The sequence below is a fragment of the Stenotrophomonas sp. TWI169 genome (assembly GCF_039674705.1).
Taxonomy (GTDB): domain Bacteria; phylum Pseudomonadota; class Gammaproteobacteria; order Xanthomonadales; family Xanthomonadaceae; genus Stenotrophomonas; species Stenotrophomonas maltophilia_P.
Genome location: NZ_JBDJOB010000026.1, coordinates 1 through 24,055, shown reverse-complemented (window position 1 = coordinate 24,055; position 24,055 = coordinate 1). Strand labels below are relative to the sequence as shown.

Here is a 24,055-nt window from a genome sequence, read left to right as displayed (position 1 = left end):
ATTCACGTCGTAGACCACCCTTCCCGCCACCTGCAACGGCACTATCCAACGAGGTAGCCAGGCCATGATTGATCAGACAGTCGTAGAACTGTCGCGGCTGCAATTCGCGCTGACCGCGATGTACCACTTCCTATTCGTACCACTCACCCTGGGCCTGTCGTTCATGGTCGCCATCATGGAGAGTGTCTACGTGATGACCGGCAAGGAGATCTGGCGCCGGATGACCCTGTTCTGGGGCGTGCTGTTCGGCATCAACTTCGCCATGGGCGTGGCCACCGGCATCGTCATGGAATTCCAGTTCGGCATGAACTGGTCGTACTACAGCCATTATGTGGGTGACATCTTCGGTGCGCCGCTGGCGATCGAAGGGCTGATGGCCTTCTTCCTGGAAGCCACCTTCGTCGGCCTGTTCTTCTTCGGCTGGAACCGCCTGAGCAAGGTCAAGCACCTGACGGTCACCTGGCTGATGGCGCTGGGCACCAACCTGTCGGCGGTGTGGATCCTGATCGCCAACGGCTGGATGCAGAACCCCACCGGCGCGGTGTTCAACCCGGAAACCATGCGCATGGAAGTGGTCGATTTCATGGCCGTGGTGTTCAACCCGGTGGCGCAGGCCAAGTTCGTGCATACCGTCAGCGCCGGCTACGTGACCGGCGCGGTGTTCGTGATGTCGATCAGTGCCCTGTTCCTGCTGCGCAACAAGCACAAGGACCTGGCCCGCCGTTCGTTCGCGGTGGCCGCTGCGTTCGGCCTGCTGTCATCGCTGTCGGTGGTGGTGCTGGGCGATGAGAGTGGCTACGCCGCCAGCGAGCACCAGAAGATGAAGCTGGCCGCGATCGAGGCGATGTGGGAGACCGAGCGTGCCCCGGCGGACTTCACCGCCTTCGGCATTCCCAACCAGCAGACGCACCAGAACGACTATGCGGTGAAGATCCCATACCTGATGGGCCTGATCGCCACCCGTTCGCTGGACCAGCCGATCCCGGGCATCCTGGAACTGGTGGAGCGCGCCGAGCACCGCGTACGCGGCGGCCAGCTCGCCTACGGTGCGCTGGAGCGCCTGCGCGCCAACAAGAACGACGTCGAAGCCCGTGAGATGTTCGACCGCCACTGGCAGGATCTGGGCCATGGGCTGCTGCTCAAGCGCTACCGCGAGGACATCCTCAACGCCACCCCCGAACAGATCTCGCAGGCGGCAATGGATACCGTGCCGCGCGTGATGCCGCTGTTCTGGACCTTCCGCGTGATGGCGGGCCTGGGCTTCTATCTGATCGCCTTCTTCGCATTGGCCTTCTACTACTCGTGCCGCAACAACTTCCAGGACAAGCGCTGGTTCCTCACGCTGGCCCTGTGGACGCTGCCGGCACCGTGGATCGCGATCGAATGCGGCTGGTTCGTGGCCGAGTACGGCCGTCAGCCCTGGGCGGTTGATGGCGTGCTGCCGACGTTCTACGCGGCATCGGGCCTGGCCCTGCACCAGATCGTGCTGACCCTGGCCGGCTTCACCGCGATCTACACCGCACTGATCGTGGTCGAGATCAAGCTGATGCTCAAGGCGATCCGCAAGGGTCCGGACGAGGTGCTGCCGTCGCTGCAGTCGCCCCGCCCGCATGCTTCCCACAATGCCGCAGCGCCGGCCGCCGGCCAGGCCTGAGGCAGGAGAAAACCAAGATGGATTTCATTCTTCTGGACTACACCACGCTGCGCGTGATCTGGTGGCTGCTGCTCGGCATCCTGCTGATCGGCTTCGCGGTGATGGATGGTTTCGACCTGGGAGTGGGCACGCTGCTGCCTTTCGTGGCCCGCACCGACGCCGAGCGCCGGCTGGTGATCAACACCATCGGCCCGGTATGGGAAGGCAACCAGGTGTGGCTGATCCTGGGTGGCGGTGCGATCTTCGCCGCCTGGCCGCCGCTGTACGCGGTCAGCTTCTCAGGCTTCTACCTGGCGATGTTCGTCATCCTGTTTGCCCTGATCCTGCGCCCGGTCGGCTTCAAGTTCCGCAGCAAGATGCCGGGCGAGCGCTGGCGCAACACCTGGGACTGGGCGCTGTTCATCGGCGGCTTCATCCCTGCGCTGATCATGGGCGTGGCGGTGGGCAACGTCCTGCTGGGCGTGCCGTTCCACTTCGATGACAGCATGCGCATCTTCTACACCGGCTCGTTCTTCGGGCTGCTGATGCCGTTCGCGCTGCTGGCCGGCCTGCTCAGTGTTTCCATGCTGGTGGCCCACGGTGCGGCGATGCTGGTGATCAAGACCGATGGCCCGGTGGCTGACCGCTCGGCACGCTTTGGCAGCATTGCCGCGCTGATCGCCTTCGCACTGTTCGCGGTGGGGGGAGCCTGGGTGGCCTTCGGCCTGCCGGGCTACCAGATCACCTCGCAGGTGATCACCGACGGCGCCACCAACCCGCTGCTGAAGAGCGCCGAGCTGGGCGCGGCCGGCGGCTGGATGCGCAACTACAGCACCATGCCGGCGACCCTGCTGGCGCCGCTGGTCGGCCTGCTTGGCCTGCTCGCCAGCGCGGTGCTGCTGCGTGCCCGTCGCGGCGGCCTGGCCTTCATCGCCTCCGGCGCAGCCATCGCCGGCATCATCCTGACCGTCGGCTTCGCGATCTTCCCGTTCCTGCTGCCGTCCTCCAGCCAGCCCACCTCCAGCCTGACCGTGTGGGATGCCTCGTCCAGCCATCTGACCCTGTGGATCATGCTGCTGGCCACGGTGGTGTTCCTGCCGATCATCCTTGCTTACACCACCTGGGTGTACCGCGTGCTCAAGGGCAAGACCACCAGCGATGAAATGGGCAGCAACCCCAACGCCTACTGATCCCCTGCCTCCCAAGGAGAACCGAACATGTGGTATTTCGCCTGGATCCTCGGCGCCGGCCTCGCCTCGACGGTCGCCATCCTCAACGGCATGTGGTTCGAAGCCCGCGAACAGAACCGCATCGACACAGAGAATCGTCGCTGAAATGTAAAAAAACCTTGCCGCCCAGGCCTTCACACGGTATCTTAGGCGGCTCCTTCGGGGTGTAGCTCAGTCTGGTAGAGCGCTACGTTCGGGACGTAGAGGTCGCAGGTTCGAATCCTGTCTCCCCGACCACTTCGGTGGTCGCATTGAAGCCTGGTGAAGTCGTCCAGGCTTTTTTGTTCCCTGAAGAGCCGCTGCCCCCGGCAGCGTGAAGGAAACGGCGTTCACCCCTTGCCGCCATCGGGGTGAATGGCTAGAATAGGCGGCTCCCTTCGGGGTGTAGCTCAGTCTGGTAGAGCGCTACGTTCGGGACGTAGAGGTCGCAGGTTCGAATCCTGTCTCCCCGACCACTCCGGTGGTCACCAAGAAGCCTGGAAGACGCCATCGTCCTCCGGGTTTTTTTGTGTCTGCCGTCCAGCGACCCGCCGGACGCGACGCCGGAGAGGCGCGCCGCAGCGTGCCGGAAAGTGCCGATAGCGACAGATTGCGCCGACGGGACCTCGCCCCGCCCGCCAGCCACGTACAATGATGCCCACTCCCCCACCCGCCGCGTCGGCGTAGACCGATGCCGGCGCTGCACGCCACTGTGGCGGCGTGCGACACCTGCAAGGACCACCATGAGCTCCTCCTCACCCGAATCGCCGTCGCTGCTGCACGGCCGCGTTCTGGCATTCGCCGCCATCCTGCTGGCGGCGGTCAACCTGCGCACTGCCGTCACCTCGATCACCCCGCTGCTGGACGTACTGGGCCAGCAGTTCGGATTCGGCACCACCATGACCGGCGTACTGGGCATGCTGCCGACCGCCTCGTTCGCGCTGTTCGGCGTGGCCACGCCGGCTGTGGCCCGGCGCCTGGGCCTGGAGCGCACCACCCTGCTGGCGATGATCCTGGCCACGGCAGGCCTGCTGCTGCGCTCCAGCGCCGGCAACGTCGGCACCCTGCTGCTGGGCGCGGTCGTCGCGCTGGCTGGAATGGGCATCGGCAACGTGGTGGTGCCGCCGCTGGTGAAGCGCTACTTCGCCAATAAGGTCGGCACCATGAGCACGCTCTACATCAGCGTGCTGCAGCTGGGCACCATGCTGCCGGCACTGCTGGCGGTGCCGGTGGCCAGCGCGGCCGGCTGGCGCGTATCGCTGGGCATGTGGGCATTGCTGGCATTGGCCGCCGCGCTGCCGTGGCTGGTACTGGCCAGGCGCGCACCGAAGCCGCAGGCCGACGTTGCCGATCCCACCGCGCAGCCTCACGGCAAGGTCTGGCGCACCTCGTTGGGCTGGAGCATGACGCTGATGTTCGGCATGACATCGCTGATGACCTATTCGATGTTCACCTGGCTGCCGCGCATCGTGGTCGAAGCCGGCGCCACACCTGCGTTCGGTGGGGTGATGGTGGCGGTGTTCTCGGCGCTGGGCCTGTTGCCGTCGCTGGTCATTCCGTCGATGGCGGTGCGCCTGCAGAATCCGTTCCCGCTGGTCCTGATCGGCTATTCGTCATTCGTGATCGCCTTTGCCGGCCTGCTGCTGGCCCCCATGAAGGCGCCGCTGCTGTGGGCCTGCCTGCTCGGCGTGGGCCCCTCGACCTTCCCGCTGGCGCTGACCCTGATCAACCTGCGCACGCGTACCCCGACCGGTTCCGCCGCGCTGTCCGGCTTCATGCAGGGCGTGGGTTACAGCTTCAGCTGCCTGGGTCCGTTCCTGGTCGGTTGGCTGCATACCGTCAGCAACGGCTGGACGCTGCCGTTCGGCTTCCTGTTCGGCTGCGCCACGCTGATGCTGTGCGCATCGTGGGTGGCCTGCAAGCCGCGAAAGCTGGAAGACCTCTGGTAAACGGCTCGCCGCCGGCGCAGGCCTGGCGGCTGCCGGGTCAGACCCGCGTCTGACCCTCGCCGCGGACCACGAAGCGCTCGACCGTCAGTGCCTCCAGCCCCATCGGACCATAGGCATGCAGGCGCGTGGTGGAGATGCCGATCTCGCTGCCCAGCCCAAGCTGGCCGCCGTCCGAAAAGCGCGAGGACGCGTTGACCATCACCACCGCCGAGCGCAGCGCATTGACGAACCGCTCGGCATTGACGGCATCGGTGGTCGCGATCACTTCGGTGTGATCGGAGGTGTAGCGGCGGATATGCGCGATTGCCGCATCGAGATCATCGACGACGCGCACGGCCAACACCAGATCGAGGAATTCGGCTGCGTAGTCCTCGTCGGTCGCCTCGGTGCTGCCCGGCAGCAACGGACGCGCGTGGGCATCCGCACGCAGTTGTACGCCCCGTTCGCCAAGCGACTGCGCCACGCGCGGCAGGAACTCCGCCGCCACGCGCCGATGCACCAGCAGCGTCTCCAGTGAATTGCATGCGGCCGGCCGGCTGCACTTGCCATCGACCAGCAGGCCGACGGCCTGGTCGAGATCGGCGCTGGCGTCCACGAACAGATGGCAGACGCCCTTGTAGTGCTTGATCACCGGCACGCGCGCGTGTTCGGCGACAAAGCGGATCAGGCCTTCGCCGCCCCGCGGAATCGCCAGGTCGATCAGCTCGTGCAGCTGCAGCAGCTCCAGCATCGCCTCACGCCGCAGGTCGGTCAGTACAGTCACCGCTGCGGGGGGAACACCGTTGGCCTGCAACGCACCGGCCAATGCCTGGGCAATGGCGGTATTGGAATGGATCGCCTCGGAGCCACCACGCAGGATCACGCCGTTGCCTGCCTTCAGGCACAGTGCGGCCGCTTCGGCGGTCACGTTCGGGCGCGCCTCGTAGATCATCGCGATCACGCCCAGCGGCACCCGCACTTTCTGCACGCGGATGCCATTGGGGCGGACGTCGTCGCGGGTCACCTGCCCGACTGGATCGGGCAACGCGGCAACCTCACGCACCGCGTCGGCCATCGCCAGCAGACGCGGCGGGTCCAGTGCCAGCCGGTCCAGCATGGCACTGCCGACGCCCTTGTCGCGCGCGGCGGCCAGGTCGCGCGCATTGCCGGCCAGGATCTGGCCGGCATTCACTTCCAGTGCCTGTGCCATGGCCTGCAGCAGCGCGCGCCGCGCTTCGCTGTCGAGGCCTGCAACCGCCTGGGCCGCGTCACGGCAGGCGCGTGCCTGTGCTTGGATGTCACTCATCGGGGTGTCCTGCGGTCCGGTCATGGCAGCACCAGATCGTCACGATGGACGACGCTGCCCCCATAGTTGTAGCCCAGTACGGCCTGGATGTCGCGCGAATGGCGGCCAGCGATGCGGCGCACGTCGTCAGCCGCGTACTGGCTGACACCACGGGCAACGCAGACCCGCCCTTCGGCGGTGTTCCAGCACACCTGCACCATGTCGCCCCGGCGGAAATCACCGTCGGCACCGGTGATGCCGCCGGGCAGCAGCGAAGCGCCCTTCTCGCGCATCGCCTGCGCCGCGCCGGCGTCGATCACGATCGCGCCATCGGCCAGGGGGGCATGGCGCAGCCAGTGCTTGCGCGCCGCTTCACGGCTGCGTGCGGCATGGATCCGGGTGCCGAACAGGCGATCCTGCGCCAGCGCGCGCACCACCTCGCCGCTGCGGCCGTTGAACAGATAGGTTTCGATACCCAGCCGGCCGGCCTTGGCTGCGGCCTCCAGCTTGGTACGCATGCCCCCGGTGCCCGCGCGCGAGCCGGCGCCGCCGGCCATCGCCAGCACGTCCGGGCCCAGTTCCGGCACATCGTGCAGCGGCCTCGCGTCGGCCACGGTGCGCGGATCGGCGCTGTACAGGCCATCGATGTCGGTGGCGATGAACAATGCGTCGGCATCGACCAGCGCCGCCACGGTCGCGGCCAGGTTGTCGTTGTCGCCGAGCTTGAGTTCATCCACCGAGACGGTGTCGTTCTCGTTCACCACCGGCAGCGCACCCAGCCGCAGCAGTTCGGTGAGGGTGGCGCGGGCGTTGAGGTAGCGGCGGCGGTTGCGCAGGTCGTCGTGGGTCAGCAGCACCTGCGCGACCGGGCGCTCGAAGAAGCGCTGCCACAGGCCGATCAGCTGCGCCTGGCCAAGCGCAGCCAGTGCCTGCCGCGCGGCCATCGCAGCGCCCGGCGCATCGGCACGCGGCAGGATCGCGCGGCCGGCGGCGACCGCGCCGGACGAGACGATCACCACTTCGCGGCCGGCCAGCACATTGGCCGAGGCGAACTGGGCCAGGCCCAGCGCGTGGCGTGGTGACAGGCCGCCTCCATCGGCAGCGAGCAGGCTGCTGCCCACCTTCAGGACGGCACGTCGCCATGGCGGCAGCGCCTGTTCGGGAAACGGCGAAGCGACGGGGGCGGCGTGCGGGGTCATGGCCGGGCTCTCAGCGGGTATTCCATTCGTGCACGGTCAGCTCGGAGGCCTGCATCGTCACCAGCGGATCCGTGGCGACGATGGCCTGCGCCTGTGCGAGGCTCTCCACGTTGCACAGCACGTAGGCACCGCCGCTGCCGTCGGCGAAACCACCGGTGAGCTGCAGTTGGCCCTGCGCACGCAGTCCATCGAGGAAATCCAGATGCGGCTGCACAGCGGTGGCACTGAAGCCGGGCCGGCGCATGGCCAGGACCAGATAGACGGTGCCCGCCATCAGGACAGCGCCTGCCAGCGCGCGCGCAGCTCATCCAGGCGCAGGTCCGATGCCGAACCCGGCGAGACACGCGCGGCCAGGCTGCCCTCCGGCGTGCGTCCCTGCCCTGCGCTGTCGGCACCTGCCGCGGCGGCCTTGTAGGCGTCGCGGAACGGCACGCCGGCCACGGCGGCCTCGACCGCGACGTCGGTGGCATACATGCCGGAATCGATCGCCGCGCGCAGCCTGTCCTCGCGCCATTCCAGATTGGCCAGCAGCGCCGGCAGCAGTTCCAGCGCGGCCAGGCCGCGACCGAAGCCGTGGAAGATGGCCCCCTTGGACGACTGCAGATCACGATGGTAGCCGGACGGCAGCGACAGCAGCTGTTCGATTTCGGTGCGCGCCGCCGCAACGCTGGCGTGGGTGGCACGCATCAGTTCGATCACATCGGGGTTGCGCTTGTTCGGCATGATCGAGCTGCCGGTGGTGTACTGCGCCGGCAGTGCGACGAAGCCGAATTCGGCGCTGGTGAACAGCGACAGGTCCCAGGCGATGCGACGCAGGTCCAGGGTAGCGCCACCCAGCGCCTCCAGGGCGGCCAGCTCGAACTTGCCGCGCGACAGCTGTGCGTAGATCGGTGATACCTGCATGCGCGCGAAACCGAGCGCAGCCGTGGTGTGTTCACGGTCCAGCGGCAGGTTCACGCCATACCCGGCGGCGGTACCCAGCGGGTTGGCATCGACCAGCGCATGGGTGTCACGTGCACGGATGGCATTGTCGATGAAGGCTTCCGCCCAGCCGGCCCACCACATGCCCGCCGAGGACACGACGGCTCGCTGGATGTGCGTATAGCCCGGCAACGGCAGGTCCTTTTCCGCCTGAGCGCGGTCGAGCGCGACCTTGGCCACCTCGGCGCTGAGCTGGGCGACGCGCTGCAGCTTTTCCTTCAGCCACAGGCGCGTGGCGACCAGGATCTGGTCATTGCGGCTGCGACCGGTGTGGATCTTGCGGCCGGCATCACCCAACCGCTCGGTCAGGCGCGCTTCGATCGCCGAGTGACCGTCTTCATAGCGCGTATCCAGCACGAAACGGCCTGCGCGGAAGTCGTCTGCCAGCACCTCCAGCTCGCGCAGCAGGCCCTCCAGCTCGCTGGCGGCGAGGATGCCGATGTGCTGCAGGCCCTGTGCATGCGCGGCGCTGGCCGCGATGTCATGCAGGAAGAACTCACGGTCGAGGATCACGTCATCGCCGGCGAGGAAGGTCTGGATCTGGGCGTCGACAGCGACGCCGGGTTTCTGCCAAAGAAGGTCTGCCATGGGGGCTCCGGATGCGGGTTCAGTGCGGGATCGACGTCAGTTCGTCGATGCCCAGCGCAAGGTTGAGATTCTGCATGGCCTGGGTGGCCGCGCCCTTCAGCAGGTTGTCCAGCGTCGCCACCACCACCACCCGCTTGCCACCCGGGGCCAGGGTGAAGCCACCGATCTGGGCACCGTGGCGGCCGGCGATGCGGCTGACCCACGGCGCGTCATCCACCACCTCGATGAGTGCTTCGCCGGCATAGGCCTGCTGGAAACGCTCGACGATCTGCTCGCGCGTCTGTGCGCGGTTCAACCACAGATTGGCGGTCAGGGTGATGCCGCGGAAATGGGGCGCCACATGCGGCATGAACTCCACTGCCACCCCCAGCTGCACCGACACCTCGCGCTCGTGCACGTGGTTGGTCAGCGCGTACGGCATCAGGTTGTCGGCCAGCAGTTCGACGTTGTTCTTGTCGGAGGGCGTGGTGCCCGCACCGGAGTAGCCGGACACGCCGAAGCACTGCGGGGGCCCGGCCAGCAGGTCCAGCAGCGGATGGATCGCCAGCTGCATCGCGGTGGCGTAGCAGCCAGGATTGCTGATGTGCTTCTGCCCGGTGTAGCGACCGCGGGTCAGCTCCGGCAGACCGTAGTACCAGCTGTGGTCGAAGCGGTAATCGGCCGACAGGTCCACGATCACCGTATCGGGCCGGGCGCTTTCAAGCGCGGCCACGAACGGTGCGGCCAGGCCATTGGGCAGCGCCAGGATCACCGCGTCCACGCCCTTGGCCGCCACCGCGTCGGCGTCGAGGTTCTCGTAGCGCAGATCACCCTGCACTTCCGGGTGATGGTCAGACAGGCGCTGCCCTGCACGTTCGCGCGAGGATACGAACGCCAGGCGCAGGCGCGGATGCGCGGCAACGAGCTTGATCAGTTCGGCACCGGTATGGCCGCGGGCACCGATGATGCCCAGGGAGAAAATCGAATCGTTCATGCGTGGCTGTCCAGACGGTACTGCAGGTGGCGCTTCACGCCCTGCCATTCCGCATCGATGATGGAAAAGATGACGGTGTCGCGCGGCGTGCCGTCGGCATGCCGCTTGTGGTTGCGCAGCACGCCATCCTGCTTGGCCCCCAGGCGGGCGATGGCGGTGCGCGAGGTGGTGTTGAACCAGCTGGTTTCCAGCACCACGCTGATGCAGCCCATGACTTCGAAGGCATGCTGCAGCAGCAACAGCTTGGCCTCGGTATTGGCACCGGTACGCTGCGCGCGCGGTGCATACCAGGTATAGCCGAGACTGAGCCTGGGCACGGCGGCATCCAGGTCATAGAAGCGGGTGCTGCCGACGATGTCGCCAGCGGCATCACGGATGACGAAGGGCAGCACCCTGCCCTCCGCCTGCGCCTGCAGTGCGGCCTGTACGTAGGCGCCTGCCTGTGCCGGCGCCGGCACCTGGGTGTACCAGAGCCGGTCCAGTCCGCTGCCTTCCAGCGCGGCACGCAGGCCGTCCACGTGTCCCTGCTGCAAGGGCTGCAGCGTCACATGCTGGCCGCGCAGGGTCGGCACCGTCGCCCAGGTGTCGGTGACGGTCATCGTTCAGCCCTGCAGGCTCGGTGCGCGTGCAGCGCAGTGATCGACATAGGTGCGGATGCGGTCGATGCCATCGGCACCGAACCAGAACACCTTCCACTGGTCCTGCTTGTAGCAGCCGTCGGATTCGGCGTAGTAGAAGTGATTGATCGGATTGCCGTGACGCGAGCGCCAGAACAGCTGAGGCGTTTCCTCCAGCATCACGTTCCAGACCGCACGCCCCAGGCCCTCGCCCTGCGCATCATCGAGCACGGCGAACTTGTCCAGATAGACACCTTCGGCCTCGTTGGTCAGGATGACGGCCGTCCGATAGTTCTCGCTGACGTACGCGCGCAGCAGCCTGGTCTTCTGGAAGTAGTCCGGCACCAGGGTGCGGCCGAAGCTGGATTCGATCAGGCCCTTCAGGCGTGGCAGATCCAACTCGTCCCACGTGGCCGCACGCAGCACCTTCTCGCCCTTGCGCACCAGCGTGCCTGAGCCCTTGTGGGTGAACAGTTCCTTGGCCAGATCGGCCGGGCGGGTGATCGACACCGACGATTCCAGCGGCAAGCGATCGAGCAGATCCTTGATCTGTTCGATCTTGACCTTCATGCCGCCGTGGATCCACGGCTGTGCGATCAGGTGGTCGTACTCGGTGGACAGGTTGATTGAATCGATGACGTTGCCCGCCTCGTCCAGCAGGCCACCGGTACCGGTCAGGAAGATGATCTTGTACGGCTGCAGTTCCTGCACCAGTTCGTTGGCGGCAAAGTCGGCATTGACGTTCAGGATCTGTCCGCCAGCGGTCTCACCCAGGCTGGTGATGACCGGGATCGATCCGGCGCGCAGGCTGGCTTCGATCGGCGCCAGGTTGACCTTCTTCACTTCACCGACCAGGCCGTAGGTGTCCACGTCCAGGTACTCGGCCTCGAACACGCCACCGGTGATCGAGGTGGCACGCGCTCCATTCTGCTGCAGGGCTTCGACCAGGCGCAGGTTGGATTGCTGGAACACCCGGCGCACGATCGCCAGTGCTTCCGGCGAGGTCACGCGCAGGCCGTTGACGGTCTGCTTCTCGATGCCGGCGGCAGACAGCTCGGCGTCCAGCTGAGGGCCGGCACCGTGCAGCACGATCGGGGTCAGCCCGACTTCCTGCAGGAAGGACAGCGAGGAAGTCAGCGCTTCAAGATCGTCGCGCAGCACGGCGCCACCGACCTTGACCACGGCGAAGCGCTTGGCGTCCAGCTGCGAGAAGCGCTTGAGGTACTGGCTGATCTCCTTCGCGCTGGCCATGCTGGACAGCAGGCGCACGATGGTCTGGCGGGTCTGGCGGTGGGGCTGGAGGGCAGGAGACATTTCGGTTTCGTCACGGGCGGCGGTCGCCGCGTTGCAGTTCCACCATGCCGGGGCGTGGCGGCGTTGTGGGGTTGATCAGGCGCCGGCGCCGATGATGCGGTGCACGGCGTCGGTATAGCGTTGCAGCTGCTCCAGCGTCACGAACTCATCGGCCGTGTGGGCCTGGGCAATGTCGCCGGGGCCGAACACCAGCGTGGTATAGCCTGCCGCGGAGAACAGCGAGGCCTCGGTCCAGAAGTCCACCGCGTTGCCGATCGGCAGCTCCAGCGCATCGGCCACGTCACGCGCCAGCAGACGGCGGTTCTCGGCTTCGGCGATGTCACCGGCCGGGAGGCTGGGGCCACGGAAGGTTTCGGTGAACAGCGCGGCTTCCGGTTCGGCAAGACCCGCGAAGGTCGCCAGCAGCGCATCGATGTCCATCGAGGGCAGGGGGCGGAAGCCGAAACGCACTTCGGCTGCCGGTGCGATCATGTTGGCCTTGATCCCGCCTTCGACGCGCCCGATGTTGAAACGCAGGCCGGTCAGGCCACCGAAGCGTGCAGATGCAAGGGAATCCACATGATCCAGGGCCCGATTGCCCCAGCGCATCGCCTGGTGCAGCGCACTGGCGGCGGCATCCTGCCTGCCGGACGCATGGCCCGCACGGCCGGCGAACTGCATCAGCACCGAGCTGATGCCACGGTGCGCGAGCACGGCCTCGCTCATGGTCGGCTCGGCCACCAGCACCGCGTCATAGGCAATGCCACGGGCCAGGAACGCGGCGATGCAGCGTGGATCGTTGGCTTCCTCGTCGCTGGAGAACAGGAACGCGGCGTCGCCGTCACTGGCATTGGCCGCAGCCACCAGCGCCGCCGCAGCGCCCTTGATGTCACACACGCCCAGGCCGACCACACGATCGTCCAGGCGGCGCATCACGTGCGGGTCGGCAGTCCAGTGTGGCGAATCCGGCACCGTGTCCAGATGCACGTTGAACAGGTACTTCGGTGTGCCGCGCACGGCATACAGGCTGACCGCACCGGCCCCGTGATCGATCACTTCAACGGTGAAACCCGGCAGGTTGGCGCGCAGGTAATCGAAGATGCCGGCGGTGCTGATCGCGCGCGGTGGGTTGCGGGTGTCGAAGGACACCAGGGCCTGCAGGTGATCGAGTGTCTGTTCAAGCATGAATCAACAGTTCCTGTGAAATTCCGCCGGGCATGGCCCGGCGCTACCGTATCGCCTCTGCTGGAGCGCCCCAGCGCAATCGCGGTCAACCGCGATTGACCTGCGCGTACAGCGTGGAGCTCATGCCGAACAGCTTGATGAAGCCTTCCGCCTCTTCCACGCCCCAGTCGGCCGACTGCGCATAGGTGGCGCCCTTGGTATTGAGCAGATGCGGCGACTTCACCGCCACCGCGTCCACGCGCCCGCCACGGGTCTCCAGTACCACTTCGCCGTTGACCTTGGCCTGCGAGGACTTCAGGAACGCTTCGATGTCGGTCTTCAGCGGGTCGTGATAGAAGCCTTCGTAGACCAGCTCCACCCACTTGCGCGCCACGTCCGGCTTGAAGCGGTTCTGCTGCTTGGTCAACACCGCGTCTTCCAGCGCGCGGTGGGCGGCCAGCAGCGAAACCAGGCCAGGGGCCTCGAACACGATGCGGCCCTTCAGGCCGATCACGGTGTCGCCGGTGTACACGCCACGGCCCACGCCGTACGGAGCGAACAGCTTGTTGAGCTGGGCCAGGATCTGGTCGCCCGGCAATGCCTTGCCGTCGAGCTCGACCGCTTCGCCCTCGACGAACTTCAGGGTGACGGTCAGCGCCTGTTCCGGCCATTCACTGCGCGGCGAGCACCAGCCACGTGCGCCCTCGCCCGGAGCTTCCCAGCGGTCGATCTCGCCACCGGACATGGTCACGCCCAGCAGGTTCTCATTGATGGTGTAGGCCTGCTGCTTGGCGCGCACGCCGAAACCACGCTCTTCCAGGTACTTCTGTTCGTAGGCGCGGGTCTGGGTGTGCTCCTTCTGGATCTCGCGGATCGGCGCGATGATCTGGTAGTCGCCCAGCGCCTTCACCGCCAGATCGAAGCGGACCTGGTCGTTGCCCATGCCGGTGCAGCCGTGGGCGATGATGTTGGTGCCCAGCTCGGCGGCACGCTTCAGCGCGGCATCGACGATCAGGTAGCGGTCCGAGACCAGCAGCGGGTACTGGCCCTGGTAGCCCTCGCCCGCCCACACGAACGGCTTGACGAAGCCCTCCCAGATGGCCGGGCCACCGTTGACGGTGACATGGCTGGTCACGCCCAGCTCGGCGGCACGCTTCTCGATGAAATCACGCTCTTCATCATCCACGCCGCCGGTGTCGGCGAACACGGTATGCACGTTGTAGCCGCGCTCCTGCAGGTACGGCACGCAGAAGCTGGTATCGAGGCCACCGGAGAAGGCGAGGACGACGTCTTTGTTGCTCATGGGGGGTAATGTCCTGGTAGCGCCGGGCCATGCCCGGCGGGGTTTTTGAATGGGAAAGAATCAGCGCCCGGCAACCGCCGCCATGATCGCCTTCTGTACGTGCAGGCGGTTCTCGGCCTCGTTGATGGCGATGCACTGCGGCGAGTCCATCACCGCGTCGGTCGCCTTCACGTTGCGGCGCAGCGGCAGGCAGTGGCTGAAGACACCGTTGTTGGTCAGCGCCATCTTGCGTTCGTCGACGATGAAGTGCTTGAACTGGTCGCGGATCGGCTTTTCCGGCTCCCAGTTGCCGAAGAACGGCAGCGCGCCCCAGCTCTTGGCGTAGACCACATCGGCACCGGCGTAGGCGCTGTCGATGTCATGGCTGATCTTCAGCGAACCGCCGCTCTCGGCCACGTTCTGCTCGGCCCAGCCCATGTAGCGGTCGTCGAGAATGTAGTCGGCGGTCGGGCACAGCAGGGTCACGTCCATGCCCATGCGGGTGGCGATGGTCAGCGCCGAGTTGGCCACGGCGGTATTCAGCGGCTTGGGATGATAGGTCCAGGTCAGCACGTACTTCTTGCCGCGCAGGTCCTGGGTGCCGAAGTGCTCCTGCAGCGCCATCACGTGAGCCAGTTCCTGGCACGGGTGGGTGATGGTCTCCATGTTGATCACCGGCACCGGCGAATACCTGGCGAAGCTGTTGAGCACGATGTCCTGGCGGTCATAGGCCCAGTCCACGAACTTCGGGAACGCGCGCACGGCGATGATGTCGCAGTAGCGGCCCAGCACCTTGGCCACTTCGGCGATATGTTCTTCGGTATCGCCGTCCATCACCGTACCGAGGTTGAACTCGATCGGCCACGCATCCTTGCCCGGTTGCAGCACCACCGCGTGCGCACCCAGCTGGAACGCGCCCAGCTCGAAGCTGGTGCGGGTGCGCATCGACGGATTGAAGAACACCAGCGCGATCGACTTGCCCTTGAGCTGGTCGCCGAGCTTGTTGCGCTTGAACAGCGCTGCCTGGGTCAGCAGCGCATCAAGCTCGCTGCGGCTCCAGTCCTGGGTGTTCAGGAAGTGCTTGGGGGACATCATCTTTCCTTGCGTGGCGGCGTCAGGTTCGACGCGGTGGAAGGGAAATGCGGAAACCAAAGGTGGGGTGAAATCGTTGCAGTTGAAGCTTTCAGGAAGCGGAAACGAAAAAACCCAGCCGGCGGGCTGGGTTTCTATCGGACGAACAGCAAAAAGCTCCGGTTACCCAGCGAGAATGTGGGGTTCCGGTCGACGGGCACGCGAGGTCATACCCGACGCCTGTCGGGCTGCGCTGCTGTCGTGCTGGAAGTCGGTGAGCTTCATGGCCGGGCATCTTTGCACGCGGCCGGCGCCGGCGCAAGGGGCCGGGGTCCCAGAATCAGGGATTGCTGGCCGTGCCCTGCTCCGGGCCGACCCAGGGCGTGATCGAGACCCGGACCTTGAGCCGGTTGCCAGGGTCTTCCGGCAGGCGCGAGCGGTACTTGGTGCCCCTGTAGACGTAATCCACGTCGTACGCGATGGGCCGACGGAACTCGCGCCCGACGGGAACGATCCGGCAGTCGCGGGTCAGCATCGGCCCGTTGTTGGTGGGACCGGTGGGCGCGGTGGGCGCCTCGGCTGCGGTCTCGTCCACCGCCTCCTCGTCGCTGCGCTTGAACATCGAGCGCACCGAGTCCCAGAAGCGGCTGATCCGGCCCTTGTCCTCCGTCGGCTCCTCGCCGGTGACATTCACCGGGGCCAGGGTCCGGGTCGACACCGGCTCGCAGTGCTCCTCGGTCCGGGTCGCGCGCAGGGTCTGGAACACCGGCTCGACGTTCAGCACCTGGGCGTAGTCGAACTTCACGTTCTCCACGATCACCACCCGGTTGCGCGGCTCCCCCTCCTGGGCCAGAGCCACGGCCGGCAACGCCGACAGCCAGGCCAGGGTCAGCAACGCGGTGGATTTCATTGGCGACGGGAGCAAGGACACGGCAATAGTGTAGGCAGTGACGAGCGCAAGGGGCTGAACATTACCCGTCCGCGCCGCTCCTGCCCACCCCACCTGGGTGGCCCCCGGGTCCACCGGTGGCAGGCGGTCGCCCCAAAGGGGGCCGACACGTTCTAAAATCGCAGGCTTGTCCCCCAGCCACACCCCCATGACCCTGCGCCTGCACAACAACCTGACACGCCAGCTCGAACCGTTCATTCCGCTCGACCCGGCCTGTCCGACCCTGTATGTGTGCGGCCCGACGGTCTACAACTACGTGCACATCGGCAATGCCCGTGGGCCGGTGGTGTTCGGCGTGCTGGCCGACCTGCTGCGGCGGCGTTTCGGCGCCCTTCGCTACGCCCGCAACATCACCGACGTGGATGACAAGATCAACACGGCCGCGCGCGAACAGGGGGTGCCGATCAGCACCATCACCGACCGTTTCGCCGCCGCCTACCGCGAGGACATGGCCGCGCTGGGCGTGGTGCCGCCGGACATCGAACCGGAAGTGACCGCGCACATGCCGCAGATCATCACCATGATCGAGCAGCTCATCGCCAACGGTCATGCCTATGCTGCCGAGGGCCACGTGCTGTTCGCCGTGGCCAGCTTCGATGGCTACGGCAAGCTCTCCCGCCGCGACCCGGAAGAAATGCTGGCCGGCGCCCGCGTCGATGTCGCGCCGTACAAGCGCGATCCAGGCGATTTCGTGCTGTGGAAGCCGTCCACCGACGACCTGCCGGGCTGGGCGTCGCCGTGGGGCCGTGGCCGCCCCGGCTGGCACATCGAATGCTCGGCGATGGCTGCCGCCCATCTGGGCGAGACCATCGACATCCATGCCGGTGGTGTCGACCTGCAGTTCCCGCACCACGAGAACGAAATCGCGCAGAGCGAATGCGCCCATGGCGGAAAGATCTTCGCCCGCTTCTGGCTGCACAACGGCATGCTCAATTTCGGTGGTGCCAAGATGAGCAAGTCGCTGGGCAACATCGAACGCGTGCACGACCTGGTGCGCCAGCACCCGCCGGAAGCGCTGCGCCTGGCCCTGCTGTCGGCCCACTACCGGCAGCCGCTGGACTGGTCCGACGCGCTGATCGAACAGTCGGTGCGCACGCTGGACCGCCTCTACGGCACCCTGCGCGAGCTCGCCGCGGTTCCGGCCGTGGCGGTGATCCCGGCCACGATCGAGGCAACCCTGGATGACGACCTCAACACGCCGCAGGCACTGGCCGAACTGGCGCGCATCGCCGCCGAAGCACGCCGCGCCATCGAGCCGGCCGAACAGGCGCGCCTGAAAGGCGAGCTGCTCGGTGCGGGTCTGGCGCTGGGCCTGCTGCAGGCCGACCCGGCGCAGTGGTTCGGCACCGTTGCCCACGATGATGGCGAGGATGCGCGCATCCAGGGCCTCATCGATGAACGCGCCGCCGCCAAGAAGGCGCGTGACTTCGCCCGCTCCGACGCCATCCGCGACCAGCTGGCCGCCGAAGGCATCGTGCTGGAAGACACCCCGCAGGGCGTGCGCTGGTCGCGCAAGCGCGGCTGATCCGCGCCCGCCACGCCCCCACCCAAGAGATTGCAGTGATCGACTCCCCGTTCCCGCTTGAACCCACCACCGCCGAGGCCCAGGCCGCCATCGCCGAGGAATTCGGCTTCTTCGGCGACTGGTCCGAGCGCTACCAGTACCTGATCGACCTCGGCCGCAAGCTGCCGGCCTTCCCCGAAGAGTGGAAGACCGAAGAACACCGCCTGCTCGGCTGCCAGTCGATGGTCTGGATCGTTCCGGAAGGCAATGCGCAGTCGCTGCGCTTCCACGCCATCAGTGATTCGGCGATCGTCTCCGGCCTGATCTTCCTGGCCCTGCGTGTCTATTCCGGGCGCTCGGCACAGGAAATCCTGGACACGCAGCCGAGCTACATCCAGGACATCGGCCTGGCCCGCCATCTTTCGCCGACCCGCAGCAACGGCGTCGCAGCGATGCTGGCCTTCATCCGCGAGACGGCGCAGGCCCAGCTGCAGCGCGGACACCCGTGAGCGGGACCGCCCCGGCCGAAGACACGGCGCTGGGCCTGCTGGCCCGGCCGGGCTTCGCCAAGCTGCTGGCCTACCGCATCTTCGCCATGTTGTCCTACCAGGTGGTGGCCGTCACCGTCGGCTGGCACATCTACGAAGTTACCCGCAATCCGTTCTCGCTGGGCCTGATCGGTCTGGCCGAAGTGCTGCCGTTCTTCTGCGTGGCCCCGTTCGCCGGCTATCTGGTCGACCATCTACCGCGGCGCAAGCTGGGAATGGTCGCCTGCTCCGGCCTGATCGCCACCGCACTGGTACTGACCAGCGTCGCCATGGGCTGGCTGCCGTTCCACGGCGTATGGCCGATCTATGCGGCGATCGCACTGACCGGCATGGTCCGTGCCTTTCTTTCGCCGATCTACAATGCATTGTTCGCCCGCGTGCTGGCGCGCGAGCAGTTCGCACGCGGTGCGGGACTGGGCGCCGTGGTGTTCCAGGCCGGCATGGTGGTGGGTCCGGCGCTGGGCGGCGTACTGGTCGGCCTGGGAGGCAAGGGGCTGTCCTATGGCGTGGCGACGGCCTTCGCGCTGGTGGCAGTGGCCTGCCTGGCCACGCTGAAGGTGGAGGAACCGGTGCACAGCGGCCCCGCAGCACCGATCTTCCAGAGCATCGCCGAAGGTGCCCGCTTCGTGGTCGGCAACCGCATCATGGTCGGCGCGATGGCGCTGGACATGTTCTCGGTGCTGCTGGGCGGTGTGGTGGCGATGCTGCCGGCCTTCCTGCATGAGATCCTGCACCATGGCCCCGAAGGGCTGGGCATCCTGCGCGCTGCGCCCGCTCTGGGCTCGATCGGCGTGGGCCTGTGGCTTGCCCGGCACCCCCTGCACCGCAACGCCGGCCGGGTGCTGTTGTCTGCGGTCGCGGGCTTCGGGCTGTGCGTGATCGGTTTCGGGCTGTCGCAGCACTTCTGGCTGTCGGCGCTGATCCTGCTGTTCTACGGCGCCTTCGATGGCGTGTCGGTGGTGGTCCGCTCGACCATCCTGCAGCTGGCGACGCCCGAGGAAATGCGTGGGCGGGTATCGTCGATCAACGGCATCTTCATCAGTTCGTCCAACGAACTGGGCGCGTTCTATGCCGGCACGATGGCACGGCTGCTGGGCCTGGTACCGGCAGTGGTGCTGGGGGGCTTCGCGGTGCTGAGCGTGGCCGGGATCACCGCGTGGAAGAACCCGACGCTGCGCAAGTTGAATCTTCGCGACCTGCAGTGAACCTGTAGAGCCGAGCCCATGCTCGGCTGCGCATTTCCGTGCGCCCACGCAGCGGTTGCGCCGGGCCGCGCCCGGCGGGCTTCTTCCGCGACCGCGGCGGGGTGTAACTTTCTTTGCTCGTGCAAAGAAAGTCACCAAAGAAACACGTCGCCATCCGCGAGCCGGCGCTGCGCGCCAGTGCCCTGCGGTGCTCGGCTCGCTACAAGGCGGACCCAACAGCCGCGAGCGCACGCATGACCGCTCCTGGTAGAGCCAAGCCATGCTTGGCTGCTTTTGCTTTTGCTTTTGCTATTCCTTGCCCTCCGGCTTCGGCCTGAGCCGAGCGTGGGCTCGGCTCTACATCGGCCGCGCACGCAGGGAAGTGTCGAGAGCCTGTGGGTGGGGCCGGGCAGGACCGTCCGCGGCATGGATGCCGCGGCCGAGCTTACAGGGATGTACTTGCAGCGTGTCCTGCCCGGCTCCAACCGCGGGCTCCACCTGATACCCGGAAGGCGCTGCTCTACACAGCCAACGTGAACCCAACAAAAAACCCGGCCAAGGCCGGGTTTTCTGCATGACGAGACAACGACCGGGAATCAGTCGCCCTGCTGCTTCTGCAGGTGTTCCCAACGCTCCTGGGCGTCGATGGTGCGCTCGGCCGTGAGACGGGCTTCCAGGCGCTCCAGACCGATCTCTTCACCCGTGTCCACGCAGTAGCCGTAATCACCGGCTTCCAGGCGCTTGAGCGTGCTGTCGATCTTGCCGATCAGCTTGCGGTAGCGGTCGCGGGTGCGCAGCTCCAGCGAGTTCTCGGTCTCACGGGTCGCACGCTCGGCCTCGTCGCCGATGTCACGCACTTCCTCGCGCAGATTCTCGATGGTCTGCTTGGACTCCTCCACCAGGTCCGCGCGCCAGTTCTGCAGGCGCTGGCGGAAGTACTCCTGCTGCAGCGGGCTCATGTATTCCTCTTCCGACGACGGCTTGTAACCGGCCGGCAGGATCGGGCGGCCGGTGGCCTCGTCGGTCTTGTACTCGACAACCTTGTACTTGCTGCGCGGGGCCGGCGCGGCCGAGCGGGCGGCGACGGCCACGGCGACCTTGCCGACAGGGCGCGACACGGTCTTCGGAGCGGGATCGGATTTCACGGCGGTTTTGGCAGGCGATTTCGAAACGGGCACGGGATTCTTGGATTGCGGGGCGGTCGATGCGGAAGATGCAGCGGCCGAGGCCGGCTTGGATGCCGGTTTGGCTGCAGCACCTGCCGCGGTCTTGGCCGGGACAGGCTTGGCCGGAGCCTGCGTTGCGGCAGGCTTCGGTGCGGACTTCACTACGGGGGCCGTTGCCGGCTTGGCAGCCGGCGTGGCGATATTCTTGGTGACCTTCTTTACAGCGGCAGGCTTGGCCGCCGGCTTGAGCGCCGCGGCCTTCTTTGCCGCTGGCGGTGCAACCGGCTTTTTCACCGCCGCCTTCGGCGCCGGCTTCGCTGCCGGCTTCTTCGCAGCCGGTTTGGCAGCAGCCTTCTTGACCGGCACCGCCTTGCTGGCGGCCTTTTTCACTGCCGGCGCCTTCTTGCTGGCAGCAGCAGGTTTGGCCTTGACCGGCGCAGCGGCCTTCTTGACGGCCGCTTTGCTTGCCTTGGCCGGCGTTTTTTTCGCGGTGGCCTTCCTGGCCGCCGGTTGCGAGGACGCTGCCTTCGTCGCCGGCTTGGCCGCCGGCTTCTTGACAACGGGCTTTGCCGCCAACTTCTTCACAACAGGCTTGGCGGTTTTCTTGGCGGCCTTTGCGGCCTTCTTTGCAGTTTTTTTAGCAGCCACGAAACGCTCTTCCTTGGATTCCCCGGGGCCCGGGAAAGCGGGCCTTTATAGCCTACCCGACCCGCAGCAGCAACCTCGACAGCCCCGCTCCATTCAGTCCTGGAGTCAAGGCCCCCAAGGGGCAGTCCGACGAACACGGACCGCCTCGCGCGGTACGGAACCTGGCCGGCACCCGAAGGTGCCGGTACCGGTCGCAGGCCATCGGCGACATGCGACCAACGGCCCATCCTGCACAAATGCGGCCTTCATGCCAACTGGCATAAGATGACTGGGTGATCTCGCGCCTGCTCATTGCCCTGCTGCGCTTCTACAAGCGCTTCATCAGCCCCCTGCTGGGGCCACGCTGCCGTTTCGTGCCCAGCTGTTCTGAATACGCGATGGAAGCCATCTCCCTGCATGGCCCGCTGCGCGGCAGCTGGCTGGCCGCGCGCCGGCTCGGCCGCTGCCACCCCTTCCACCCCGGCGGTGTCGACCTCGTGCCCGAACGCACCGACACCCCTTCATGCCGTTGCACAGGAAAACACTGACATGTCCTCCACGCTCATCACCAATGCCCGCATGGTCAATGAAGGCCGCACCTTCGATGGCGACCTGCGCATCGAGAACGGTCGCATCGCGCAGATCGGCACCGGGCTGGCGCCGCGCGAGGGTGACCAGGTGGTGGACGCCGCCGGCCGCTGGCTGTTGCCCGGCATGATCGACGACCAGGTGCACTTCCGCGAGCCGGGCCTGACCCACAAGGGCGATATCGCCAGTGAATCGGCAGCGGCCGTGGCCGGTGGCCTGACCAGCTTCATGGACATGCCCAACACCAATCCGCCGACGCTGGACTCCACCATCCTGGAAGCCAAGTACGAACTGGCGCGTGGCCGCGCCTGGGCCAACTACGGCTTCTACCACGGGGCCAGCAACGACAATCTTGAGGCCATCCGCCAGCTCGATCCGAAGAAGGCGCCGGGCGTGAAAGTGTTCATGGGCGCGTCCACCGGCAACATGCTGGTGGACAACCCGGAAACACTGGACGCGATCTTCCGCGAGTGTCCGACCCCGATCATCACGCACTGTGAAGACACGCCGATGATCGATGCCAACCTGAAAGCCTTCCAGGAAAAATACGGCGACGCGCTGACCCCGGACATGCACCCGGACATCCGCTCGCGCGAAGCCTGCATCAAGTCGACGCGGCTGGCGCTGTCGCTGGCACGCAAGCACGGCACCCGCCTGCACGTCCTGCATATCTCCACCGCCGACGAACTGGCACTGTTCGAGAAGGGCCCGCTGATCCGGGCCGATGGCAGCCGCAAGCAGATCACCGCCGAAACCTGCGTGCACTTCCTGCACTTCGCCCGCCCGGATTACGCCACCAAGGGCAACCTGATCAAGTGCAATCCGGCCATCAAGGACGTGGCCGACCGCGAGGCGATCACCGCCGCGCTGGCCGACGACGTGCTGGACGTGCTGGCCACCGACCATGCCCCGCACACCTGGGAGGAGAAGCAGAAGCCCTATGCGCAGGCGCCGTCCGGCCTGCCGCTGGTGCAGTACGCGCTGGTGGCCGCACTGGAGCGCGTGCACGAGGGCAAACTGACCCGTGAGCAGGTGGTGCAGAAATTCGCGCATGCCCCGGCCCAGCTGTTCGACGTGGAACAGCGCGGCTTCCTGCGCGAAGGCTATTTCGCCGATCTCGTGCTGGTGGAAGACGTGCCGTTCACGGTCAAGCGCGAGGACGTGCTCTCCAAGTGCGGCTGGTCGCCGTTTGAAGGCACGACCTTCCGGTCGCGCATCGCCTCCACCTGGGTCAACGGCCAGCGGGTGTGGGACGGCAGCACGCTGGTGGGCGAGCCGGCCGGCCAGCGCTTGACCTACGACCGCTGATGCGTGGGTTCCTCATGTTGGGGGTGCTGGTTGCCGCCCCCCTCTGGGCCGTATCTGCGGCACAGGCCCAGGATGGCATCGGCAGCCTGATCGACAGCCGCGTGGTGTTTCCTGCCAGTGCGTCGCAGGGCGCGCTGGTGATCGGCAAGGTTCCCGCCGGCAGCCGCGTGCAGTATGCCGGCCGCTCGCTGCGCGTGAGCGGTTACGGCAGCGTGGTGTTCGGTATCGGCCGTGATGAAAAGGGACCGCTGCGCGTGCAGGTGCAGCGCCCGGACGGCGGCAGCGAAACGGCCACCATCTCGGTGACGCCGCGTGACTGGCCGACCGAACGGGTCAACGGTGTACCGCCGAAGACGGTCAATCCTCCGCCCGCCATTGCCGAACGGATCAAGCGCGAGCAGGCACAGGTAACCGCCGCGCGTGCCCGCGACGATGACCGCACCGACTTCACCCAGACCTTCATCTGGCCGGTGCAGGGCCGCATCAGCGGCCGCTTCGGCAATGCCCGCGTCTACAACGGCCAGCCCGGTGCCGGCCATTCCGGCATGGACATCGCGGTACCGACCGGCACGCCGGTGAAGGCACCCGCCGCCGGGGTGGTCACCTTTGCCGGCCCCGACCTGTACCTGACCGGTGGCACGCTGCTGATCGACCATGGCTACGGCGTCAGCTCGAACTTCCTGCATCTGTCGCGCATCGACGTCAAGGTCGGTGATCGCGTCGAGCAGGGCCAGGTCATTGCCGCGGTTGGCGCCACCGGCCGTGCCACCGGCCCACACCTGCACTGGGGCATGAACTGGTTCGACACCCGCATCGATCCGCTGCTGGTGCTGGAGCGGAAGTAACCCGCGTGCCTCCACCAGATCCGGCAGCGTTTCCGCCAACCGCGCCCACGGCGCACGCACCGGTTCCAGCACACGACCCAACGGATGGCGCGAACGCTGTCCTTCCCAGCTGCG

The 24,055-nt window shown here is 66.7% G+C and carries 22 protein-coding genes, 2 tRNA genes and 1 pseudogene; 12 read left to right on the top strand and 13 right to left on the bottom strand.

Features of this window, described 5'->3' with window-relative positions; all coding sequences use genetic code 11:
• Nucleotides 1-64: 64 nt before the first annotated feature.
• From ABE543_RS16465 to ABE543_RS16440, 6 genes are all read left to right on the top strand, one after another.
• Nucleotides 65-1,654, top strand: a complete 1,590-nt coding sequence (locus ABE543_RS16465; RefSeq protein WP_053520344.1) for a cytochrome ubiquinol oxidase subunit I — start codon at nucleotides 65-67, stop codon at nucleotides 1,652-1,654.
• 17 nt (nucleotides 1,655-1,671) lie between these two features.
• Entirely contained in the window at nucleotides 1,672-2,823 is a 1,152-nt protein-coding gene (gene cydB, locus ABE543_RS16460) for a cytochrome d ubiquinol oxidase subunit II (protein WP_346475906.1), read from the top strand.
• Nucleotides 2,824-2,850: 27 nt separating this feature from the next.
• Nucleotides 2,851-2,967 carry a cytochrome bd-I oxidase subunit CydX gene (gene cydX, locus ABE543_RS16455; protein ID WP_053520342.1) on the top strand — a complete coding sequence of 39 codons (117 nt, stop codon included), beginning with the start codon at nucleotides 2,851-2,853 and terminating at the stop codon, nucleotides 2,965-2,967.
• A 55-nt stretch (nucleotides 2,968-3,022) separates the two neighbouring features.
• Nucleotides 3,023-3,099, top strand: a tRNA-Pro gene (locus ABE543_RS16450).
• 141 nt (nucleotides 3,100-3,240) lie between these two features.
• Nucleotides 3,241-3,317: transfer RNA gene (locus ABE543_RS16445), tRNA-Pro, on the top strand.
• A gap of 267 nt (nucleotides 3,318-3,584) precedes the next feature.
• Nucleotides 3,585-4,790 (top strand): MFS transporter, encoded by a 1,206-nt coding sequence (locus ABE543_RS16440; RefSeq protein ID WP_277380888.1) that lies wholly within the window; start codon nucleotides 3,585-3,587, stop codon nucleotides 4,788-4,790.
• A gap of 37 nt (nucleotides 4,791-4,827) precedes the next feature.
• Here ABE543_RS16440 and ABE543_RS16435 read toward each other — a convergent pair whose 3' ends face one another.
• The 11 genes from ABE543_RS16435 to ABE543_RS16385 form a co-directional block, all read right to left on the bottom strand.
• Complete coding sequence (locus ABE543_RS16435; RefSeq protein WP_277380889.1) at nucleotides 4,828-6,099, bottom strand: glutamate-5-semialdehyde dehydrogenase; 1,272 nt, start codon at nucleotides 6,097-6,099, stop codon at nucleotides 4,828-4,830.
• Nucleotides 6,096-7,253 (bottom strand): glutamate 5-kinase, encoded by a 1,158-nt coding sequence (gene proB, locus ABE543_RS16430; protein ID WP_346475905.1) that lies wholly within the window; start codon nucleotides 7,251-7,253, stop codon nucleotides 6,096-6,098. The genes ABE543_RS16435 and proB overlap by 4 nt, the downstream gene beginning before the upstream one ends.
• Nucleotides 7,254-7,263: 10 nt before the next feature.
• A complete protein-coding gene (locus ABE543_RS16425; protein WP_053519696.1) occupies nucleotides 7,264-7,527 on the bottom strand; it encodes a YciI family protein in 264 nt (87 codons plus the stop codon).
• The gene (gene argH, locus ABE543_RS16420; protein ID WP_346475904.1) at nucleotides 7,527-8,822 is read right to left on the bottom strand and encodes an argininosuccinate lyase; all 1,296 of its coding nucleotides are present in this window, start codon (nucleotides 8,820-8,822) and stop codon (nucleotides 7,527-7,529) included. Before argH ends, ABE543_RS16425 begins: the two co-directional genes overlap by 1 nt.
• Before the next feature lie 19 nt (nucleotides 8,823-8,841).
• A complete protein-coding gene (argC, locus tag ABE543_RS16415) occupies nucleotides 8,842-9,795 on the bottom strand; it encodes an N-acetyl-gamma-glutamyl-phosphate reductase (protein WP_053519694.1) in 954 nt (317 codons plus the stop codon).
• On the bottom strand, nucleotides 9,792-10,394 hold the full coding sequence (locus ABE543_RS16410) for a GNAT family protein (protein WP_065175501.1): 603 nt from the start codon (nucleotides 10,392-10,394) through the stop codon (nucleotides 9,792-9,794). The genes argC and ABE543_RS16410 overlap by 4 nt, the downstream gene beginning before the upstream one ends.
• 3 nt (nucleotides 10,395-10,397) lie before the next feature.
• A complete protein-coding gene (locus ABE543_RS16405) occupies nucleotides 10,398-11,726 on the bottom strand; it encodes an acetylglutamate kinase (protein WP_053519692.1) in 1,329 nt (442 codons plus the stop codon).
• A 75-nt stretch (nucleotides 11,727-11,801) separates the two neighbouring features.
• A complete protein-coding gene (locus ABE543_RS16400) occupies nucleotides 11,802-12,890 on the bottom strand; it encodes an acetylornithine deacetylase (RefSeq protein WP_053519691.1) in 1,089 nt (362 codons plus the stop codon).
• 85 nt (nucleotides 12,891-12,975) lie between these two features.
• Complete coding sequence (locus tag ABE543_RS16395; RefSeq protein ID WP_053519690.1) at nucleotides 12,976-14,172, bottom strand: argininosuccinate synthase; 1,197 nt, start codon at nucleotides 14,170-14,172, stop codon at nucleotides 12,976-12,978.
• A gap of 60 nt (nucleotides 14,173-14,232) precedes the next feature.
• Complete coding sequence (locus tag ABE543_RS16390; RefSeq protein ID WP_053519689.1) at nucleotides 14,233-15,243, bottom strand: N-acetylornithine carbamoyltransferase; 1,011 nt, start codon at nucleotides 15,241-15,243, stop codon at nucleotides 14,233-14,235.
• A 319-nt stretch (nucleotides 15,244-15,562) separates the two neighbouring features.
• Nucleotides 15,563-16,132, bottom strand: coding sequence for a hypothetical protein (locus tag ABE543_RS16385; protein ID WP_193396139.1), 570 nt, complete (start codon nucleotides 16,130-16,132; stop codon nucleotides 15,563-15,565).
• A 187-nt stretch (nucleotides 16,133-16,319) separates the two neighbouring features.
• On the opposite strand from ABE543_RS16385, the gene cysS reads away from it, so the two are divergent.
• Genes cysS through ABE543_RS16370 form a run of 3 tightly spaced genes read left to right on the top strand, consistent with a single transcriptional unit; the run spans nucleotide 16,320 to nucleotide 19,428 of the window.
• On the top strand, nucleotides 16,320-17,696 hold the full coding sequence (gene cysS / locus ABE543_RS16380) for a cysteine--tRNA ligase (protein ID WP_065181932.1): 1,377 nt from the start codon (nucleotides 16,320-16,322) through the stop codon (nucleotides 17,694-17,696).
• 35 nt (nucleotides 17,697-17,731) lie between these two features.
• Nucleotides 17,732-18,184, top strand: coding sequence for a SufE family protein (locus ABE543_RS16375; protein ID WP_053519686.1), 453 nt, complete (start codon nucleotides 17,732-17,734; stop codon nucleotides 18,182-18,184).
• Nucleotides 18,181-19,428 carry an MFS transporter gene (locus ABE543_RS16370; protein ID WP_180875549.1) on the top strand — a complete coding sequence of 416 codons (1,248 nt, stop codon included), beginning with the start codon at nucleotides 18,181-18,183 and terminating at the stop codon, nucleotides 19,426-19,428. The genes ABE543_RS16375 and ABE543_RS16370 overlap by 4 nt, the downstream gene beginning before the upstream one ends.
• A 575-nt stretch (nucleotides 19,429-20,003) precedes the next feature.
• Here the strand turns inward: ABE543_RS16370 and dksA are convergent.
• Nucleotides 20,004-21,221 carry an RNA polymerase-binding protein DksA gene (gene dksA, locus ABE543_RS16365; protein ID WP_346475903.1) on the bottom strand — a complete coding sequence of 406 codons (1,218 nt, stop codon included), beginning with the start codon at nucleotides 21,219-21,221 and terminating at the stop codon, nucleotides 20,004-20,006.
• 272 nt (nucleotides 21,222-21,493) lie between these two features.
• Here dksA and yidD point away from each other — a divergent pair, with 272 nt between their 5' ends.
• From yidD to ABE543_RS16350, 3 genes are read left to right on the top strand one after another with little or no spacing between them, the layout of a single operon-like run.
• The gene (yidD, locus tag ABE543_RS16360; protein WP_053519683.1) at nucleotides 21,494-21,748 is read left to right on the top strand and encodes a membrane protein insertion efficiency factor YidD; all 255 of its coding nucleotides are present in this window, start codon (nucleotides 21,494-21,496) and stop codon (nucleotides 21,746-21,748) included.
• A gap of 1 nt (nucleotide 21,749) precedes the next feature.
• Nucleotides 21,750-23,096: a dihydroorotase gene (locus ABE543_RS16355; protein WP_277380891.1), complete on the top strand. Its 1,347-nt coding sequence runs from the start codon at nucleotides 21,750-21,752 to the stop codon at nucleotides 23,094-23,096.
• Nucleotides 23,096-23,941, top strand: a complete 846-nt coding sequence (locus ABE543_RS16350) for a M23 family metallopeptidase (RefSeq protein WP_065181928.1) — start codon at nucleotides 23,096-23,098, stop codon at nucleotides 23,939-23,941. Before ABE543_RS16355 ends, ABE543_RS16350 begins: the two co-directional genes overlap by 1 nt.
• Before the next feature lie 3 nt (nucleotides 23,942-23,944).
• Here ABE543_RS16350 and ABE543_RS16345 read toward each other — a convergent pair.
• Nucleotides 23,945-24,055: pseudogene (locus ABE543_RS16345) on the bottom strand (phytoene/squalene synthase family protein); the annotation flags it as partial.

Coding starts and splice junctions, on each gene's coding strand:
- argH (WP_346475904.1), bottom strand. CDS start 8,822: ATGGCAGACCTTCTTTGGCAGAAACCCGGCGTCGCTGTCGACGCCCAG.
- cysS (WP_065181932.1), top strand. CDS start 16,320: ATGACCCTGCGCCTGCACAACAACCTGACACGCCAGCTCGAACCGTTC.
- proB (WP_346475905.1), bottom strand. CDS start 7,253: ATGACCCCGCACGCCGCCCCCGTCGCTTCGCCGTTTCCCGAACAGGCG.
- ABE543_RS16350 (WP_065181928.1), top strand. CDS start 23,096: ATGCGTGGGTTCCTCATGTTGGGGGTGCTGGTTGCCGCCCCCCTCTGG.
- ABE543_RS16440 (WP_277380888.1), top strand. CDS start 3,585: ATGAGCTCCTCCTCACCCGAATCGCCGTCGCTGCTGCACGGCCGCGTT.
- ABE543_RS16405 (WP_053519692.1), bottom strand. CDS start 11,726: ATGTCTCCTGCCCTCCAGCCCCACCGCCAGACCCGCCAGACCATCGTG.
- ABE543_RS16410 (WP_065175501.1), bottom strand. CDS start 10,394: ATGACCGTCACCGACACCTGGGCGACGGTGCCGACCCTGCGCGGCCAG.
- ABE543_RS16355 (WP_277380891.1), top strand. CDS start 21,750: ATGTCCTCCACGCTCATCACCAATGCCCGCATGGTCAATGAAGGCCGC.
- cydX (WP_053520342.1), top strand. CDS start 2,851: ATGTGGTATTTCGCCTGGATCCTCGGCGCCGGCCTCGCCTCGACGGTC.
- cydB (WP_346475906.1), top strand. CDS start 1,672: ATGGATTTCATTCTTCTGGACTACACCACGCTGCGCGTGATCTGGTGG.
- ABE543_RS16435 (WP_277380889.1), bottom strand. CDS start 6,099: ATGACCGGACCGCAGGACACCCCGATGAGTGACATCCAAGCACAGGCA.
- ABE543_RS16390 (WP_053519689.1), bottom strand. CDS start 15,243: ATGTCCCCCAAGCACTTCCTGAACACCCAGGACTGGAGCCGCAGCGAG.
- ABE543_RS16385 (WP_193396139.1), bottom strand. CDS start 16,132: ATGAAATCCACCGCGTTGCTGACCCTGGCCTGGCTGTCGGCGTTGCCG.
- ABE543_RS16400 (WP_053519691.1), bottom strand. CDS start 12,890: ATGCTTGAACAGACACTCGATCACCTGCAGGCCCTGGTGTCCTTCGAC.
- argC (WP_053519694.1), bottom strand. CDS start 9,795: ATGAACGATTCGATTTTCTCCCTGGGCATCATCGGTGCCCGCGGCCAT.
- ABE543_RS16465 (WP_053520344.1), top strand. CDS start 65: ATGATTGATCAGACAGTCGTAGAACTGTCGCGGCTGCAATTCGCGCTG.
- ABE543_RS16395 (WP_053519690.1), bottom strand. CDS start 14,172: ATGAGCAACAAAGACGTCGTCCTCGCCTTCTCCGGTGGCCTCGATACC.
- ABE543_RS16425 (WP_053519696.1), bottom strand. CDS start 7,527: ATGGCGGGCACCGTCTATCTGGTCCTGGCCATGCGCCGGCCCGGCTTC.